Below are 16,762 nucleotides of genomic sequence, written 5' to 3'. Positions count from 1 at the left end.
ATTATTAAAACCCCCTGCCGACAATACGGCCCGTTGCCGGCAGGCATGGCGCCTGCACGGAAATCACGTAGGAAGGTATGGAATGAAGCTGGGTATGTTAACAAGGACACCGCTGATGGCCTCGGCCATGCTGGCCGCGATGGCAGGCAGCGCACACGCCGCGGAAGGCGCCGGGAACTTCATCGGATTGGGCGTGGCCGGCGTGCCCGTCTATGAAGGCTCCCGCGAATACCGCGCGCTGCCGCTGCCGCTGATCAACTATCAATCGGGCAATTTCTTCATATCGCCCCGCGCCGGACTTCCCGCGATGGGGCTGAAAACAGATCTGGCCCCGGATTGGACGGCCGGCGCGTTCGTCGGCATGGCGCTGGGGCGCGACGCCGCCGACTCCGACCGGACCCGTGGCCTGGACGATATTGATTTCCACGGCACCTATGGGGCGTTCCTGGAGTGGTCGCCGGGCCCCTACTCGCTGATGGCCGCCTACCGGCAGGCGGCGCGCAGCGGCTACGGCGGGACGCTGGACCTGCGGGTGACCTACGACGCCTGGAAAAACGCCAGCAACCGCGTCACGGTCGGCGCCAGCACCCAATGGGCCGACCACAACGCCATGCAGACCTGGTTCGGCGTCACGTCCTCGCAATCCGCGCGCAGCCGCGAGGGCCTGGATACGTACTCGCCTTCGTCCGGCTTCAAGTCGGTGGCGCTCTTCGGCACCTGGGCTCACCGCATCGACGCGCGCTGGAGCGCCGTGACGACGCTGGGCGTGAATACCCTGGTGGGCGACGCCCGCGATAGCCCCTTGACTGAAAAGAAGACGAACGTCTTCGCCAACGTGGGCGTGGTCTACGCCTTCTGACGCCGCGTGCCCGGGCGGCCCCGGCCGCCCGTGGGGGAGCCCCTTATGAAACGCCTGCATGGCATGGAATTGTTCGCCGAAGTGGCGAAGACGCATAGTTTCAGCCGCGCCGCCGCGACGCTCGGCGTGCCCACGTCGACGGTATCCCGCCACGTCGCGGAACTGGAGCGCTCGGTCGGCCTGCGGCTGCTCAACCGGACCACGCGCCGGGTCGAGCTGACCGAGGCCGGGCGCCTGTACTTCGAGCGCTGCCGCCGCATCGTGGCCGAGGCGGAAGTCGCGCACGAGGAACTGCGCGGCCAGCTGGAGGTTCCCAGCGGCCCGCTGCGCATCCATGTGTCCGCGGCCTACGCCATGGATGCCATGCTGCCCGCCCTGGCGGCGTTCGGGAAACGCTATCCGGACATCCGCTTTCACATGAGCCTGGCTGGCGCCGAATGCGGCGACCGCGCGCCCGAGCCCTGCGATGTCTCGCTCCGGTTCGGCGAGCTGTCCGATTCATCGCAGATCGCGCGGCGTCTGGGCATGCTGCACGCGCGCCTGTATGCCAGCCCGGACTACCTGGCATCCCGCGGCGCGCCCGGCAGGCCCTCCGACCTTGAACGCCATGACTGCATCGGCTTGCGTACGGGCGGCGGCCAGGCGGCGCCCTGGCCCTTGCAGCGCCAAGAGGAGCAGTTCCTCGTGTCGTCGGTTCACCGCTACTGCGTCGATGACGCCGGCATGGCGGAGCGGCTGGCCGTCCTGGGCGCCGGCATCGCGGCGCTGGGCGGCGACCTGAGCCGGCGGCTGCAGGCCGGCGAACTGGTGCATGTACTGCCGGCGTGGAGCCTGCGCCCCATTGCGGTCCATGCCGTCACCGAAACCCGCCTGCTGCCCGCGAAGACGCGCCGGTTCATCGATTTTCTGGCGGACTATCTGAACCCGGCCGCAGCCTAGCCCAACCCGGAATATCCGGCGCAACCCGCCGCCCCCGCCGGTTCCTTCCGCAACGGACAGGTACCGGGGGTCCTCTTGCGGCTCCCCGCCCTTGGTCACGTCATAATATTGCACACCTCGCAATGATACGACCCCATTTATTGGGCGCCCGCCCCTTGCCCCTCCGCACCGTGTAAACTCCCCCCTTTTTGACTCTGGTGGTATGTTGCAAGCCTCCCAGCGCACAGGTTTAAGCGGCCCGACGCTCATTCGCTTGCTGACTCGCCTGACGGATGCCGATGTCCAGCAATCCAGGCAATCGCTCTCAGACCATCTGAGCCTATGGCTTGGCTGGACGGATGCGATCGCGCTGTCCGCGGCCCTGAATACCAGCCCGCCCGTGATTGCCCCCGGCGCCCGCCTGTTCAGCAGCGCCGAAGAGCGCGAGTGCGTGCGCGTCCGGACCACGCTGGCCGACGCCATCGCCAGCGACACCGCGGCCACGGTCGCCAAGCGGCTGACGCCGGGACAAGCACCGGTGAAGAAGCCCGCGGCCCTGGCCGAAGCCGACGCCGACTACTCGAATTTTCGTCAGCGGTATCTGTCGTTGCAGCACACGATGGAAACCAGCATTGGCAATCTGCGCAGCCGGCTGCGCGGGATGGTGGCGGCCAGGAACGGCGAAATGACGCGCCTGGCGGTGGTGGACGCGATCATGGACCGCGCCCTGCTGCCCAAGGAGCGCGCTTTGCTGGGCGCGATTCCCAAGTTGCTGCAGGTTCACTTTGTGCGCCTGCGCGTGGCCGAGGAAGCGGCGTTGGCCAATGCCGAAGCCGGCGATGCCGCCGAAGCTGAAATTACCGAAACGCCCCCGGCGGTAACGCCCGGCGCGTGGCTGGACACGTTCCGCAAAGACATGCGCAGCGTCCTCCTTGCCGAATTGGATGTTCGTTTACAACCGGTCGAAGGGCTGCTTGCCGCCCTTCGCGCCAGCTAACCAGGACACTATGTCCAAGTATCTGATCAATTTCGTTGTTTTCCTGGCCGGTCTGGCCGTCGTGGGCTGGATCGGCGTGGGCTATGCGGGCACCAACCCGCTGGCGCTGGCCGTGACGCTGCTGATCGGCGTCTGCTATCTGGCAGGCGCGTGGGAGTTGCTGCGCTACCAGCAGGCCACGTCATCGCTGACGCGGGCCGTGTCCGGCCTGTCCGAAGCGCCAGGCAGCCTGGCGTCGTGGCTGGATCAATTGCCCGCCAGCCTGCGCAACGCGGCGCGTTTGCGCGTCGAAGGCGAGCGCGTGGGCCTGCCCGGACCGGGGCTTACGCCCTATCTGGTGGGCCTGCTGGTGTTGCTGGGCATGCTGGGCACGTTCCTGGGCATGGTGGTGACGCTGCGCGGCACCGGGCTCGCGCTGGAAAGCGCGACGGACCTGGGCGCCATCCGCGCGTCGCTGGCCGCGCCCGTCAAGGGCCTGGGCTTTGCGTTCGGCACCTCGATCGCCGGGGTGGCCACCTCCGCCATGCTGGGACTGTTGGCGGCCCTGTGCCGCCGCGATCGCATCCAGGCGGCGCAGCTCCTGGACAGCAAGGCAGCGACGACCCTGCGCGCCTACACGCAGAGTTATCAGCGCGAGGAATCCTTCAAGCTGCTCCAGCGCCAGGCCGAAGTCATGCAGCGCCAGGCCGAGACCATGCCGACGCTGGTCGAGCAGCTGCAGGCCATGATGAAGAGCATGGCGCAGCAGAGCCAGACGCTCAATGACCGCCAACTGGCCAGCCAGGACGTGTTCCAGGGCAAGGCCGAGGCGGCGTACGCCCGCCTGGCGTCCGTCATGGAGCAGTCCATGAAGGAAAGCGTGGCGCAAAGCGCGCGCTCGGCCGGCGAAGCCCTGCAGCCGGTCGTGCAGGCGACGATGGCCAGCCTGTCGCGCGAGACGGCTTCCCTGCAGGACACCGTGACGCTGGCGGTGCAACAGCAGCTGGACGGCCTGACGGCGGGCCTGCAGGCCACGACCACCAACGTCGCGGGCATCTGGACCGAGGCGGTGGCGGGCCAGCAGCGCGCCAGCGAGGCGATGGCCCAGGACCTGCGCGCGTCGCTGGACCGGTTCGCCCAGACCTTCGAGCAGCGCTCATCCGCCCTGCTGGATGGCGTCTCCGCCCGCCTGGAAGCCTCGTCCGGCAATATGTCGGAAGCGTGGACCCATGCCTTGGCGCGCCAGGAACAGGTCGGCGAAAAGCTGGCCGGCGACAACCTGCAGGCCCTGACGGCCGCCGCGGCCAGCTTCGAGCAGCACTCCGCGTCGCTGCTACGCACCTTGAATCAATCGCACACGGCGCTGCAGTCGGAACTGGCATCGCGCGACCACCAGCGCCTGTCCGCCTGGACCGAGACGCTGGGCGCCATGGGCGCCACGCTGCGCCAGGAATGGGAACAATCGGGCGCGCAAGCCGCCGCCCGCCAGCAGGAGATCAGCCAGACCCTGGCCCAGACCGTGCGCGACATCACCTCGCAGGCCGCGGTGCAAGCCACCCTGCTGGAAGGCGTGTCGGCCCGCATGGAAGCGGCGGCCAATGGCGTGTCGGAACAATGGACCCGCGCCCTGGCCCGCCAGGAGCAGGTCAGCGAAAAACTGGCCGGCGACAACCAGGCCGCGCTGGAGACGGCCGCGGCCACCTTCGAGCGGCACTCGGCGTCGCTGTTGCGCACGCTGGATCAGTCGCACGCGGACCTGCAGGCCGCCCTGGCTGCGCGCGACCAGGAACGCCTGGCCGCCTGGACCGGCACCCTGGCCCAGACCACCCGCGACCTTACGACCCAGGCCGAGGCGCAAGCCCTGCTGCTGGAGAACGTGTCGGCCCGCCTGGAGACCGCGGCAAACGGCGTGTCCGAGCAATGGACCCGCGCCCTGGCCCGCCAGGAGCAGGTCAGCGAAAAACTGGCCGGCGACAACCAGGCCGCGCTGGAGACGGCCGCGGCCACCTTCGAGCAGCACTCGGCGTCGCTCCTGCGCACGCTGGACCAGTCGCACGCGGACCTGCAGGCCGCCTTGGCTGCGCGCGACCAGGAACGCCTGGCCGCCTGGACCGCCACGCTGGCCTCGATGGCCGCCAAGCTGGGCCAGGAATGGGAGCAGGCCGGCACCCAGGCCGCCCTCCGCCAACTGGAAATCAGCGACACGCTGGCCGAGACCGCACGCGGCGTTACCGCGCAGACGCAGGCGCAGGCCGGCCTGCTGGAGAACGTATCCGCCCGCCTGGAAACCGCGGCCGGCAACGTCACGCAGGCCTGGACCGACGCGCAGTCGCGCCAGCAGAGCGCCAACGAAAAACTGGCCAGCGACAACCAGCAGGCCCTGGAAACCGCCGCGGCGGCGTTCGGCCAGCATGCCGAGTCGTTGTTGCGCACCCTGGACCAGTCGCACGCCGAACTGCAGGCCGCGCTGGCCTCTCGCGACCAGGAACGCCTGGCCGCCTGGACCGGCACCCTGGCCTCGATGGCCGCCAAGCTCGGCGAAGAGTGGGAACAGGCCGGGACGCAGGCCGCCATCCGCCAACTGGAAATCAGCGACGCGCTGGCCCAGACCGCGCGCGACGTCACGGCCCAGACGCAGACGCAAGCCGGCTTGCTGGAGAACGCTTCCGCCCGCCTGGAATCGGCGGCGGGCAGCGTCACGCAGGCCTGGACCGATGCGCAAGCCCGCCAGGAACAGGTCGGCGCGCAACTGGCCAGCGACCACCGGCAAGCGCTGGAGACCGCGGCGGCCACCTTCGGCCAACACTCGGCGACGCTGCTGGAAACGCTGGACCAGTCGCATGCAACCCTGCAAACGGCATTGGCGGCCAACGACGAAGCGCGCCTGGCGGCCTGGACCGGCAAGCTCTCCGCGATGGCCGACGCGCTGCGCGCCGAATGGGAACAGGCCGGCGCGAACACCGCCAGCCAGCAGCAGCAGATCTGCGACACCCTGAGCCTGACCGCGCAAGACATCACCTCGCAGACGCAGGCTCACGCCAGCGACACCATCGCCGAGATCGGCCGCCTGGTGCAGGCCGCGTCGGAAGCGCCGCGCGCCGCCGCCGAGGTCATCGGCGAACTGCGCCAGAAGCTGTCCGACAGCATGGTGCGCGACAACGACATGCTGGAAGAGCGCAACCGCCTGCTGGAAACGCTGGGCACCCTGCTGGACGCAGTCAATCACACCGCGGCCGAGCAGCGTACCGCCGTCGATTCGCTGGTCGCGTCGTCGGCGGACATGCTGGACCGCGTCGGCGCCCAGTTCACCGACAAGGTCGAGGCCGAAACCGGCAAGCTCACCGATGTCGCCGCGCTGGTCACCAGCAGCGCCGTGGAAGTGGCCAGCCTGGGCGAATCCTTCAGCGTCGCGGTGCAGTCGTTCGGCGAGTCCAACGACAAGCTGATGGCCCACCTGCAACGCATCGAAGCCGCGCTGGACAAGTCCATCGCCCGCGGCGATGAGCAGCTTGCCTATTACGTGGCGCAGGCCCGTGAAGTGGTGGACCTGAGCATGATGTCGCAGAAGCAGATCGTCGAGAACCTGCAGCAGCTCGCCAGCCAGCGCACCGCGGCCGGAGTGGAAGCGGCATGAGCGAGGAAATCGACGGCGGCGTGGAGCCGACAGTCCCGGCGTGGGCCGTCTTCGGCGACCTGATGTCGGTGCTGCTGGGCGCCTTCGTCCTGATCCTGGTGAGCGTGGTTGCCGTGCAGCTGCAGCTCTCGACCCAGCTGGAAGAAGAGGTCAAGCAGCGCCAGGTCGAAACGCAGCGCCGCGAAACGCTGGAACAGGCGCTGGCCGGCCCGCTGGCCGCCGGCCGCGTAACGCTGATCAACGGGCGCATCGGCATCAGCGGCAGCGTGCTGTTCGCGCTGAACTCCGATCAATTGCAGCCCGAAGGCCGCGAAATCCTGAAGAGCCTGATCGAGCCGCTTTCGGCCTACCTGAAATCCCACAACGAGATCCTGATGGTCAGCGGCTATACCGACGACCAGCAGGTGCGCGAAGGCAACCGCCGCTTCGCCGACAACTGGGACCTGTCCGCCCAGCGCGCCTTGACGGTGACCCGCGCCCTGATCGACGAGGGCGTTGCGTCTTCCTCGGTGTTCGCGGCGGCCTTCGGCGCCGAGCAGCCGGTGGCCTCCAACGCGGACGAAGAAGGCCGGTCCAAGAACCGCCGGGTGGAGATCACGCCCATCCCCAAGCCGTCCAACGACACGGGAAAGCCGAGTGAGCAGTGACGGCACCCGCGGAGCGCTCCTGGACGCGCGGGCGATGCTGGATGCCTGGCGCGAATGCGGCGCCGACCGCGCCGATCCCGTCCGCTTCCATTTCATGGATGCGCTGGATCGCCGGGCGGCCGCGTATGGCGGCCAGGCCCGGCAACTCCTGGACGACAGGCTGGCCGGACTGATCCAGGCCTATGAAGCCGGGCTGGACAGCGCCCGGGGCCAAGCCGAAGCCGGGCTGGACATAGCCCAGGACCAACCTGAAGCCGCGCTTTTGCCCGGCGCTTCCGACCGCGGGCCGCTGGCCGGACTGATAGACCACATCGCCGGTTCCGCGCTGGCGGACGGCCACGACCCCGCCGCCCGCGATCCGATGGGCCTGCGCGCCGCCTACCCCGACGTGCAGATGCTCGATTACTTCCGCGCGGTGTGGTCCCGGGTCAGCGCCGACCGCCAGGTGCGCCAGTCGCAAGAGCAGGTGCACAAGAACGCGGGCCCGCTCAATTCCAACCAGCTCGTGCACCGGGCGCTGTCGCTGATGCGCGAGGTATCGCCGGGATATCTGCAGCAGTTCCTGTCGTACACCGACGCGCTGATGTGGATGGAGCAGATGACCGCGGCGGCCGCCCCGCCGGCCAAGGAAACGCCGCGCGCCGGCGCTCCCAAGAAGGCCACGCGCGGCAAGGCCCGCAAGGAAGCGGGCTGACGCGCCTGCCTCCTAGGGCGATCGATTTGCGCCCTGCCTCGCCCGGCGGTACTATACGTTCCATATACAAAACATATATGGAACACCACCATGGGCATCGTCAAGATTTCCGAGCAAATGCATGAGAACCTGCGCGTCGCCAGCGGCGCGCTCAGCCGTTCCATCAATTCCCAGGCCGAACACTGGATGCGCATCGGCATGCTGTCCGAGCTCTACCCCGAGCTGCGCCACGCCGACATCTGCCAGCTGCTGATCCGCATCGAACAGGCGGACGGCTTCACCATCGCCGCCTTGTCCCAGCGCTTGCCGCAGGCTGTCCAGCAGGAGGCCGCGTAAATGGCCAAAAAGGTTTCCATCAAGTCCGCCGCCGATATCGAAATGGCCCGCAAGGCAGGCGCCATGGCGGCCGAAGTGCTGCACATGATCGGCGAACACGTCCGGCCCGGCGTCACCACCGACGAGATCGACCGCATCTGCCACGACTACATCGTAAACGTGCTGAAAGCCATTCCGGCCAATGTCGGATACCACGGCTTTCCCAAGACCATCTGCGCATCCGTCAATCATGTGATCTGCCACGGCATTCCGTCGGCCAAGGTGCTCAAGAACGGCGACATCCTGAATATCGACGTGGCCGTCATCAAGGACGGCTGGTTCGGCGACACCAGCCGCATGTACTACGTGGGCCAGCCCAGCCCGCTGGCGCGCCGCCTGGTCAACACCACCTACGAAGCCATGCGCGCGGGCATCATGGCGGTCAAGCCCGGCGCGACGCTGGGCGACATCGGGCACGCGATCCAGACCGTGGCCCACCGCGAACACTTCAGCATCGTGCGCGAGTATTGCGGCCACGGCATCGGCCAGATCTATCACGACGATCCGCAGGTGCTGCACTACGGCCGTCCCGGCGAAGGGATGGTGCTGCAGCCCGGCATGATGTTCACGATCGAGCCCATGATCAACGCGGGCAAGCCGGCAACCCGGCAGATGCCGGACGGCTGGACGGTGGTGACCAAGGACCGTTCGCTGTCGGCGCAATGGGAGCACATGGTGGTCGTGACCGAAACCGGCTATGACGTGCTGACTTCCTGGCCGGACGGCTTCGGCGACTATCCCCCGATACCCTGACCCGCCGCGTCCTTGCCCACGGCAAGGACCGGAGTGCAGGCCGGCAAGGGCACGACTATGATCGTGCCCTTGTCGTTTGCGCGGCGCCGCCGCATTCCCCATGACAGCCCTGCCCTCCGCCTTCCGCCGCCTGGCCTCCTCGAACCTGGCTGCGCAGTTTTCCGAACAGATCGCACTGGCGGCCGCCCCCCTGGTCGCGGTCCTGGCCCTGGGCGCAAGCGCGGCGCAGACCGGCTATCTGCAGACCGCGCAGACGCTGCCCTTCCTGTTGCTGGCCCTGCCCGCAGGGGTGCTGGCCGACCGGATGTCGCGGCGCACGCTGATGACGGCCGCCGAGGTCGTGCGCGCGGCCAGCCTGCTTGGCCTGCTGGCGCTGCTGGGCATGGGCGGCCTGAACCTGGAATGGCTGGCCGCGCTGGGCTTCCTGGGCGCGGTCGGCACGGTGGCCTACAACGTGGCGGCCCCGGCGCTGGTGCCCAGGCTGGTGCCGGCGGCCGAACTGGCCAGCGCCAACCGCTGGCTGGAGCTGGCGCGCAGCGCGGCGTTCTCCGCCGGTCCCGCGGCGGGCGGCGCGCTGGTGGGCTGGATGGGCGCGTCCACGGCCTATGTGCTGGCCACCACCTTGTCGCTGCTGGCCGTGGTGCTGCTGGCGGGCCTGCCCCACGATGCGCCCAAGCCCGCGCAGCGCCGCCATCCGCTGGCGGAACTGCGCGAAGGCGCGGCGTTCGTCGCCACGCATCCGCTGCTGCGTCCGGTGCTGTTGACCGCAGTGTTCTTCAACACCGCCTGGTTCGTGCTGCAGGCGATCTACGTGGCCTATGCCGTCGAACGGCTGGGGCTGTCCGCCGCCGGCGTGGGGATCACGTTGGGTGTGTATGGCGGCGGCATGCTGGCGGGCGCGCTGGCGGCGCCCTGGCTGGCCCGCCGGCTGTCGTTCGGCGCGATGATCGCGGTGGGGCCGCTGTCGGCCCTGCTGGCCAGCGTCATCCTGCTGTCCACCCTGGCGTATCCGTCGGGAACGTGGGCGGGGGTGGGATTCTTCCTGTTCGGCGCCGGCCCCATTCTTTGGACCATCACCACCACCACGCTGCGCCAGGCGGTGACGCCCAATGCGCTCCTGGGCCGGGTGTCCGCCGTGATCGTGACCGCCAATTTCGGCTCTCGCCCCATCGGCGCGCTGATCGGCGCCGCGCTCGCCGCCCGGTTCGGCGTGGAGGCCTGCCTGTGGGTGTCCACGGCCGGCTTCGCCGTGCAGTTCATCGTGCTGTACACCTCGCCGGTGCTGCGCCTGCGCAGCCAGCCGGAAGCGGTCGTGTCGTGAGCGATAGGTGAATACGGTGGATGCGGGATCCGCAGCCCGGCGGATGCCTACACACATGACAGGCCGCCAATTGACCATCGATCCAGCCGGACATGGTGATCTGTCGGGAAAATCCGCGCATGCCTATGGAGACGGATTGGTTTGACGCATCGCCTGCGCGTTGTGGACCGCTCCATTCGAGCTGATTATTGCCAGGCGCGTTTTCCAATTACCGATGCACTCGCCGCGGACGAATCTAACCCAGCTCGCATTACATGCTGCGGCTTACAAAACTCATGAGGGTTTGATGCCAGTTTAGAAGTGCGGCGGCAAGGTCTCGTAGCGACTGTGGATAGGGATCATCGTTCGCATTGGCAGCCTTTTCGTACGGAAATATTTGATTTATTGTTTCCGGAGCTTGCTCGATGATCGTATCGGCAAGCTCGAGCACCCGCCCACTGCGAATCGCCCCAAGGACGATTTCTTGGCCGTCGATGGATGACCGGGACCCAATCAGATCTTTCCGCCTTAGATGAGCGACCATTTCGTTTGAATCGACAAGCACCCGAGTCAACGCGTTGCCAAGCACTGTCCGCCAATCGCTATGGTCGAATACCATCAGATAACGAATAGCCGCGGCCAACTGTTCGTCGTCCTTGATTCGCTCAGCAATGTTAACCCGACGTTGAAGCCAGTCCTCTTCGCGAAATTTCGCAGAAGCGCTCGCCGATAACGCATATTTCAGCGCCCATTCATAGTGCTCGTCATACCATCTCCCCTGCCCTTGTTGCGGAGGCGGTCTATTTGACCCTCGCACCCACATGGCCACCAAATCAGGACGTGGCGATTCGCTGAGGAGTATGGCCAGGCGCAATATTCTGCGTGAGGCCGTCCAGGCTCGAGGTGGGCATTTGGCGATGGCTTCTTCAAGCAGATTCAACCGCCTTTTTCGTGGCAAAGATATCATCAGATGGCACGCAGTCTCCACCTTCGCGATTGGCGAAAGCTCCTCGAGAACTTTGCGTCCAGCCTGAATATGCAGGGCGTCGTACCTCCCCGACTTCGCATTGACGTGAGCGAGCAGCCGGACCAAGCTCACGTAGACCTCCCGTTCCGCTGTCGTCCGCGTCCACGGCATCTGCTCGAAAGCGTGTCTGATAAGTGCTATGCAGTCTTGCCACCCGCCGGCTCTATAGAGGAGCCGCGCGCCAATCCCCTTCAGGGCGGGAGCACCATCCTCATCATCGAGCCACGGGCCGATCGCCACCTGCAGTACTTTGAACGAGGCAGTCGGATCCGCCGCCAGAAGGAATCGATCGCCAAACTGCCTGGCCCAGGGTTGGACAATCGAGCGTGGAAGGCGGCGTGCCTCCTCGCCGGTGAGGCCTTCTCCATTGTGTGCCTTCAGAAACAACACGGGTAAGGAGCCCGGCTTGAACTCCTCAGGATCGATCCGGGCGTTCGATACCTTCCCGGTAGTCCAAATGCGATCCAGCACCTCTAATGGTTGCCCACTCCATAGGCCGTGGTAGACCGCCTCCGCGGCTGCTGTCTCGACTTGCCGGTCGTCGCCTTCCGCGGCCGCTGCCCTGAAATAGCCGAACGCTAGCTGGTGTAACCTTTCAACGCGAAGAGGACTGCGAGCCTGAATGAGTGGAAGCATCTCACTACGCACGTCTTGCCGATGCCTTAACGCAATGCCGTCGCTTTCCACGAGCGCCACTTCCTTGGAAAAGCTTTGGTATATTTCCTCGGCCTCCCGCTGGGTGACGACCCACGGCTCGAAGTCCGTCGAATCCCGTGGCGTCTGACTGCCCGGGGAAGGCGTGCCGGGGGCCATGACGCACTCGATGATCTTAGGTGTGATGTGGCGTACTACCAGCCCAGGATCCGCCAAAGCTCTGACCCGCCAGTCTGTCACATGCCCGAGGATGCGGCGAATAAGGACGCCGTCGATCAGCGAATTGGCGCCGCCGCGGCCCGCGTTCAGGTCACCCATTAACTCGCTAGCGAGCGCTATCGCAATATCATCGGCACTTCGTTCCTTTTCCTGCATGAATATTCCGCCGACTATCCGAATTCGCAGCGGATGGACCTTGGGCTGGGCTAGCGCTCCCCGCTTTATGGCTAAAAGCCTGGCCAGTTCAGAGGAATTTTTGCTGGAAAGATGCTTGGAAGCACGGGTTGACAGCCGTACCAGCAACTCGGCGCCTCCCTTGATATCCAGTCCTTCCAGCTCGAGAGATTCGACCTCCCCAACCAGTCGGTCAATTCGCTTGCGGCCAGCGACAATGAGGCGCAGCCTCGACCAACCGCAATCGATAAAATGACTCAGAAACCGTTCAACGTGCGCCACTTGGTTAGCGTCATATTGAACGACCTCGAAGGTATCCAGCACTATCAGGACGGGATGCTCCCATTCGAATGCGGATTCCTGGCTTCGCAGGTGCTTATCAACATATGATCGAAAATCCGCAACGAGCCGTTCCAGCCGCATGGCTGAATCCGAAGTCTCTCCGTAGGCTTGCGCTTCGAGCGCTTCGTTGCGTAACGCGAGCAGTGAGCGATCCAGCGCCTCGAACTGCGCTGACACCTGAAGGCAAATCTCCGCCAGCAGGCCAAAAGGGTCCTTCGGACTAATGCTGGGGCGGTCAAAGTCAAGGTATGCGAATGGATAGCTGTTTTGCGCAGAGTCAATGTGCTCCAGCATAAAGCGCGAGAGCAGCGTCGTCTTGCCTACGCCTCCGGTTCCAAAGATGGCCAGCGGCTTTCGTCCCTTGATCGCGCGCAGGCTGTGCTGGATCCCGCGGTTGATAGCGCCGGAAAACGTCTCGGCAGAGATGACGCCCACATAGCCACGAAGCAATTCGAGTTCGGCGTCTCGGCCCACAACCTCAATCTTGAAATCCTTTCCGCAGATGCGTTCGCACTGCTCGACAAATCTGCGCTTGCGGATGAGGCGGTCCAGTTCACGCAGCACCGACTGGGAATCAACGGAATCAACGCCGCTCAACAGTGACGCGGCAACGCGCATCGCCTCCAATTCCGGCAAATCGGTGGACCGCCGGGGCTTCACGGGTGCCTCCGACAGCGTCTCGCGCAACGCCTTGCTCACGGCATCGTCAAAGCGCTCCACTGTGCGCTCCATCACCCGCTGTAGATCACCATAGCGTTTAGCCAGCCGCAGGACGGCCGCTCGCACATCGCGCCGCAACTCCCACCGCATTCCGCTACTTGTCGTCGCAGGTTCCGCGTACTCCAAAACCTTGCTTTCGGCCAATGCTCGTTCACGTTCCACCCGATATGCCGGGGCGAGTTCGCTGGGTAGGAACGTCGAAACAACCGCCGCCTCAAGCAAAAGCGGCCATGCGGGGCTATTTCGCAGAGACTCGAAGGTTGGACGCTCGACGGTGCGTGCCGACGCGGCTTCCACGGCTTGCTTGGCCCATTCAGGCAACGAGGCCGAATCCTCGGGTGGGATGGAGGAGCTGGCAGACATGGGGGTCAATGTTTTGGGGCCCAGGTGATCGCATTGACGACAGTCGCGGCGAGTACTTTCCGAATGGGCAGACGCTGTTCAGCCGGTTTTGCGCTATTCTCATCTTTTGCCCTGCCGACCATCCAGGCCAGCAACGTGTACGGAAGATTTTCGGAAGTGTCGATCGCCCTCCAGGCGAACTGCATGCATTCGACGAAGCCACTCTCGATATCCAGATCGCCGCGCAAGTCTTCTTCCAGGCGTGTCGTGCCGCCGATCGGCAACGGTGCCGTGCTAGTCACAACCCAACGCAACTCAGGGATGTCCACGAACTGACCGGCGTCGCGCACCCCCATCAGCGCAGTAACTAAGTCGCGCAATCCGTGGGTCCAGAGCACGCGTGGCTCGTCAGGCCCAACCGTGACATCGATGACCACCCATGCTGGGAATATGCCTGGCTGTGCCTTGGCATGCCGCGCCAGTTGCCGCCCCACCCAATTCGGCAAATCCAGCGCCAGCCAGCGTTCCAGCGTTTCCGTCTCGGGTGGCGTTGGCATCGGATCCTCCATGTCCCGCCGAACCCCGAGTTGCTCGAGAACCGAGCCAGAAAAATCCTGCGGAGACAGGGTTTGAATATCGGTCCGTGTGAACCTTGCGATCGGCACTTGATTACCCACGACTCGCTGCAACAGCGCGACCGTGAAACGCGCGAACGTTCCGTACTCGCCAAGCACCACCATAGTTCGCTTATCAGGGTTGGCCGTCATCTGCTCAACGTTCTCTCGGAAGACACGTCTACCGATGATGGGTCTAGCGTTGTCAAGACTATCAGTGAGCGACCACACAGCGACGGTAGAGTCCTCCACCGCTCGGGGCGAGGTCCAGCCCTGGACATGCGTTGCCAGGTCCTGCGCAATCATGTCTATTCGAACGCCCTGGTTGACCTTTGCGAGGCCGGTGGGCGGAGTCTGGACGTCCGCGTTGTGCAACGCGAATAGGTCCCCGTTGCCGTTGACCGCTGCGCCACCCGAAGACCCGTGAGCGGCGTTGACGCTATACCACGCCCGTGTGTTGGAAGGATCCAACTGAACGAACTCCCCCACATCCATCTTTTGGGACGTTCCGCCAGGATGCTGAAAGACCAACACGCGACTATTTGCCAGGAAGTTACACTGGTCGGTCGGCAACGGGAGCCATCCTCGCATCGCGCCACCACTGACTCGGGATGGTTTTAGACCCACCTTGCTGACCAGGCGGATCACTGCATAGTCCAATTCCTTGTTAACGGGCATCGCTGCGTAAGGCTTCCCGTCTGAATCGCGTAGTCGTCTCGCGTGCACCAGCCAATCGTCCGCAGCATGCACGATTAAAGCGGATCCAGCCCTCTCGGGCGTTTTGCTGGAAAGGTTTGGGGGTGGTTCGGATTGGTAGTCGAATACGAAGCCCAGGTTCTTGCCGGCACCGACCTGCTCCCATCTTTCCGAATCAATAGTCGACTGCTTGAGATAGCCATCCGGGAAAATGTGAAAATTGGTCAGCACTAGGTCGGGGCCGATCAGAAAACCAGTGCCTCTAAGCTTGTGGTTGATCGCAACCGCGCAGACCGCACCACGCACGCGAGGCAGCATGCGTTGGAACGCAGCTGAATTGAAGAACGGCTCATAGGTATTCATGAGCCCTTGGAGGCTGCTCGGGTCAAAGCGCTGGCCGGCTAGAATCGCATCCAATCCTAGACACAGGTAGCCGTTGTTCCTGGACTCGCGCTTCAGCAACGCAACCGCGGCGGGGATGGCGTGGCCTTCTGCGAGTCGTTCGACCAGCCGCACGGCCAGTTCCTTTGTCCGCCCGATGCTGTTCCCTTCCTCACGAAGCACGTCGACACCCAGGACCGCGGTGCCCAGCCATGACAGATTGAAGGGCGTTAGCGCCTCGGAAAACAGGTCGGCCAGATCGTTGATCTGCTGCTGGGACAGCGATGCGGGTACGGTTCTCATGGTTCCGGCGGCAGGCCTTGCCTGAAGATATTTCCAAGGCGATGGTCGCCAAGAAGAGCAGTGGCCATGGCGCGATTGAAAGTGCGACTTGCGCCATGCGTCCCGCTGACGTGCCCCCCCTGATGAATGCCCACCACGCTATGCTGGTACACGTCAAAAACCGCAGAACCGGAGCTTATGCTGAGAGTGGAACAATCATGTTCAAAGGCTGAACCGGTCCGCACTAACGCCGTGACATAGCCCGGAGAGAAGCGCTTAAGGCCATCCGCATCGCCGAAAACCCGCAAGCTTTCCGCCGAGGGGCGATGAAGCAGAGGGTGGCCGACCACGTATACCGGCTGACCGCTGAACGATGACAGATCATCGTCGTACTGCCCTAACTTGGCCTCATCGAATGAGACTTCCAGCGCATCTGGGAGCTTCGGTCCGTCCGGCTGAAGCCGCAACACCGCCACATCGATGGCAGGCTCCGAAGCGCAATAAGCCAAGCTGGCGATCATCAGACGCTTCACGCATGTAGGCTCGTCCGTCATGCAGAAATCGGCGACACAAGGACGCGCGGCACTTAGAGCCCACCCCGCGGGGTCGCGCGTCGTGTCCTGCACGATTTTCTCCACGACGTGTCGGTTCGTCACAAGCAGGTTCGTGCCAAGCCGCCATCCCGTGCCAATAGGTTCTTCGTTTCCATCGCTACGCAACCGGCCCAAGCGAGCGACCGAAGATGCGGCCCGGTTGATGTGGCTACGCGCCTCGCCGAGGAGGATGATCCATCGCTCGTTGTCGCCAAGATCGGTTAGCGGGGCCTGCACCCTTCCCTTTGGAAAGCGCAGCGCCGGCCGCCCAACTACCAGCACAACGACCTCCAGGGCATCAAGCTCAGCATCGTTCAGCGTAGTGTCGCCACCCCGCCCGGTCCGTTCCAGCGCTTGGTCCGCGGTCGCAAGTATCTCCGAGGCCGCCGAGACCAGTACGGCGGGATCGGATGGTTTCAGCAGGTTCAGGTGCTGGACCAATGCCGCCCTCACCTTGAGGGGATCAATCCGTTCGATTCCCGCGATCGATTGGAGTGCCCCTCCGGAATTCAGGAGAGCCCTTGCCCTGGCCGCGAGTGCACGATGTTGGTCCACGGGCTTG

General features: G+C 65.0%; 12 protein-coding genes. 9 read left to right on the top strand and 3 right to left on the bottom strand.

All coding sequences use genetic code 11. The features are described from left to right. Positions 1-82: 82 nt before the first annotated feature. From HLG70_RS04980 to HLG70_RS04940, 9 genes are all read left to right on the top strand, one after another. A complete protein-coding gene (locus HLG70_RS04980) occupies positions 83-859 on the top strand; it encodes a MipA/OmpV family protein (RefSeq protein WP_171663665.1) in 777 nt (258 codons plus the stop codon). Positions 860-904: 45 nt separating this feature from the next. Beyond that, positions 905-1,798 (top strand): LysR family transcriptional regulator, encoded by an 894-nt coding sequence (locus tag HLG70_RS04975; protein ID WP_171663666.1) that lies wholly within the window; start codon positions 905-907, stop codon positions 1,796-1,798. Between the two features lie 202 nt (positions 1,799-2,000). Continuing rightward, on the top strand, positions 2,001-2,774 hold the full coding sequence (locus tag HLG70_RS04970) for a DUF3348 domain-containing protein (protein ID WP_171663667.1): 774 nt from the start codon (positions 2,001-2,003) through the stop codon (positions 2,772-2,774). Positions 2,775-2,784: 10 nt separating this feature from the next. Further along, on the top strand, positions 2,785-6,387 hold the full coding sequence (locus HLG70_RS04965) for a DUF802 domain-containing protein (RefSeq protein WP_171663668.1): 3,603 nt from the start codon (positions 2,785-2,787) through the stop codon (positions 6,385-6,387). Further along, positions 6,384-7,034 (top strand): OmpA family protein, encoded by a 651-nt coding sequence (locus HLG70_RS04960; RefSeq protein ID WP_171663669.1) that lies wholly within the window; start codon positions 6,384-6,386, stop codon positions 7,032-7,034. Before HLG70_RS04965 ends, HLG70_RS04960 begins: the two co-directional genes overlap by 4 nt. Beyond that, complete coding sequence (locus tag HLG70_RS04955) at positions 7,024-7,728, top strand: DUF2894 domain-containing protein (RefSeq protein ID WP_234103395.1); 705 nt, start codon at positions 7,024-7,026, stop codon at positions 7,726-7,728. Before HLG70_RS04960 ends, HLG70_RS04955 begins: the two co-directional genes overlap by 11 nt. 90 nt (positions 7,729-7,818) lie before the next feature. Beyond that, on the top strand, positions 7,819-8,064 hold the full coding sequence (locus tag HLG70_RS04950; RefSeq protein WP_171663670.1) for a ParD-like family protein: 246 nt from the start codon (positions 7,819-7,821) through the stop codon (positions 8,062-8,064). Next, positions 8,065-8,856, top strand: a complete 792-nt coding sequence (gene map / locus HLG70_RS04945) for a type I methionyl aminopeptidase (RefSeq protein WP_171663671.1) — start codon at positions 8,065-8,067, stop codon at positions 8,854-8,856. 100 nt (positions 8,857-8,956) lie between these two features. Continuing rightward, positions 8,957-10,177: an MFS transporter gene (locus tag HLG70_RS04940; RefSeq protein ID WP_171663672.1), complete on the top strand. Its 1,221-nt coding sequence runs from the start codon at positions 8,957-8,959 to the stop codon at positions 10,175-10,177. A 250-nt stretch (positions 10,178-10,427) separates the two neighbouring features. Here HLG70_RS04940 and HLG70_RS04935 read toward each other — a convergent pair whose 3' ends face one another. From HLG70_RS04935 to HLG70_RS04925, 3 genes are read right to left on the bottom strand one after another with little or no spacing between them, the layout of a single operon-like run. Beyond that, the gene (locus HLG70_RS04935; protein WP_171663673.1) at positions 10,428-13,655 is read right to left on the bottom strand and encodes a hypothetical protein; all 3,228 of its coding nucleotides are present in this window, start codon (positions 13,653-13,655) and stop codon (positions 10,428-10,430) included. A 5-nt stretch (positions 13,656-13,660) separates the two neighbouring features. After that, positions 13,661-15,628: a trypsin-like serine peptidase gene (locus tag HLG70_RS04930; RefSeq protein WP_171663674.1), complete on the bottom strand. Its 1,968-nt coding sequence runs from the start codon at positions 15,626-15,628 to the stop codon at positions 13,661-13,663. Then, on the bottom strand, positions 15,625-16,755 hold the full coding sequence (locus HLG70_RS04925) for a trypsin-like serine peptidase (RefSeq protein ID WP_171663675.1): 1,131 nt from the start codon (positions 16,753-16,755) through the stop codon (positions 15,625-15,627). Before HLG70_RS04925 ends, HLG70_RS04930 begins: the two co-directional genes overlap by 4 nt. Positions 16,756-16,762 lie beyond the last annotated feature (7 nt).

Origin of the sequence: Achromobacter deleyi, assembly GCF_013116765.2 — a bacterium.
Lineage (GTDB): Bacteria > Pseudomonadota > Gammaproteobacteria > Burkholderiales > Burkholderiaceae_B > Achromobacter > Achromobacter deleyi_A.
This window is presented reverse-complemented; position numbering and strand designations above follow the sequence as displayed.

Coding starts and splice junctions, on each gene's coding strand:
- HLG70_RS04980 (WP_171663665.1), top strand. CDS start 83: ATGAAGCTGGGTATGTTAACAAGGACACCGCTGATGGCCTCGGCCATG.
- HLG70_RS04975 (WP_171663666.1), top strand. CDS start 905: ATGAAACGCCTGCATGGCATGGAATTGTTCGCCGAAGTGGCGAAGACG.
- HLG70_RS04970 (WP_171663667.1), top strand. CDS start 2,001: ATGTTGCAAGCCTCCCAGCGCACAGGTTTAAGCGGCCCGACGCTCATT.
- HLG70_RS04965 (WP_171663668.1), top strand. CDS start 2,785: ATGTCCAAGTATCTGATCAATTTCGTTGTTTTCCTGGCCGGTCTGGCC.
- HLG70_RS04960 (WP_171663669.1), top strand. CDS start 6,384: ATGAGCGAGGAAATCGACGGCGGCGTGGAGCCGACAGTCCCGGCGTGG.
- HLG70_RS04950 (WP_171663670.1), top strand. CDS start 7,819: ATGGGCATCGTCAAGATTTCCGAGCAAATGCATGAGAACCTGCGCGTC.
- map (WP_171663671.1), top strand. CDS start 8,065: ATGGCCAAAAAGGTTTCCATCAAGTCCGCCGCCGATATCGAAATGGCC.
- HLG70_RS04940 (WP_171663672.1), top strand. CDS start 8,957: ATGACAGCCCTGCCCTCCGCCTTCCGCCGCCTGGCCTCCTCGAACCTG.
- HLG70_RS04935 (WP_171663673.1), bottom strand. CDS start 13,655: ATGTCTGCCAGCTCCTCCATCCCACCCGAGGATTCGGCCTCGTTGCCT.
- HLG70_RS04930 (WP_171663674.1), bottom strand. CDS start 15,628: ATGAGAACCGTACCCGCATCGCTGTCCCAGCAGCAGATCAACGATCTG.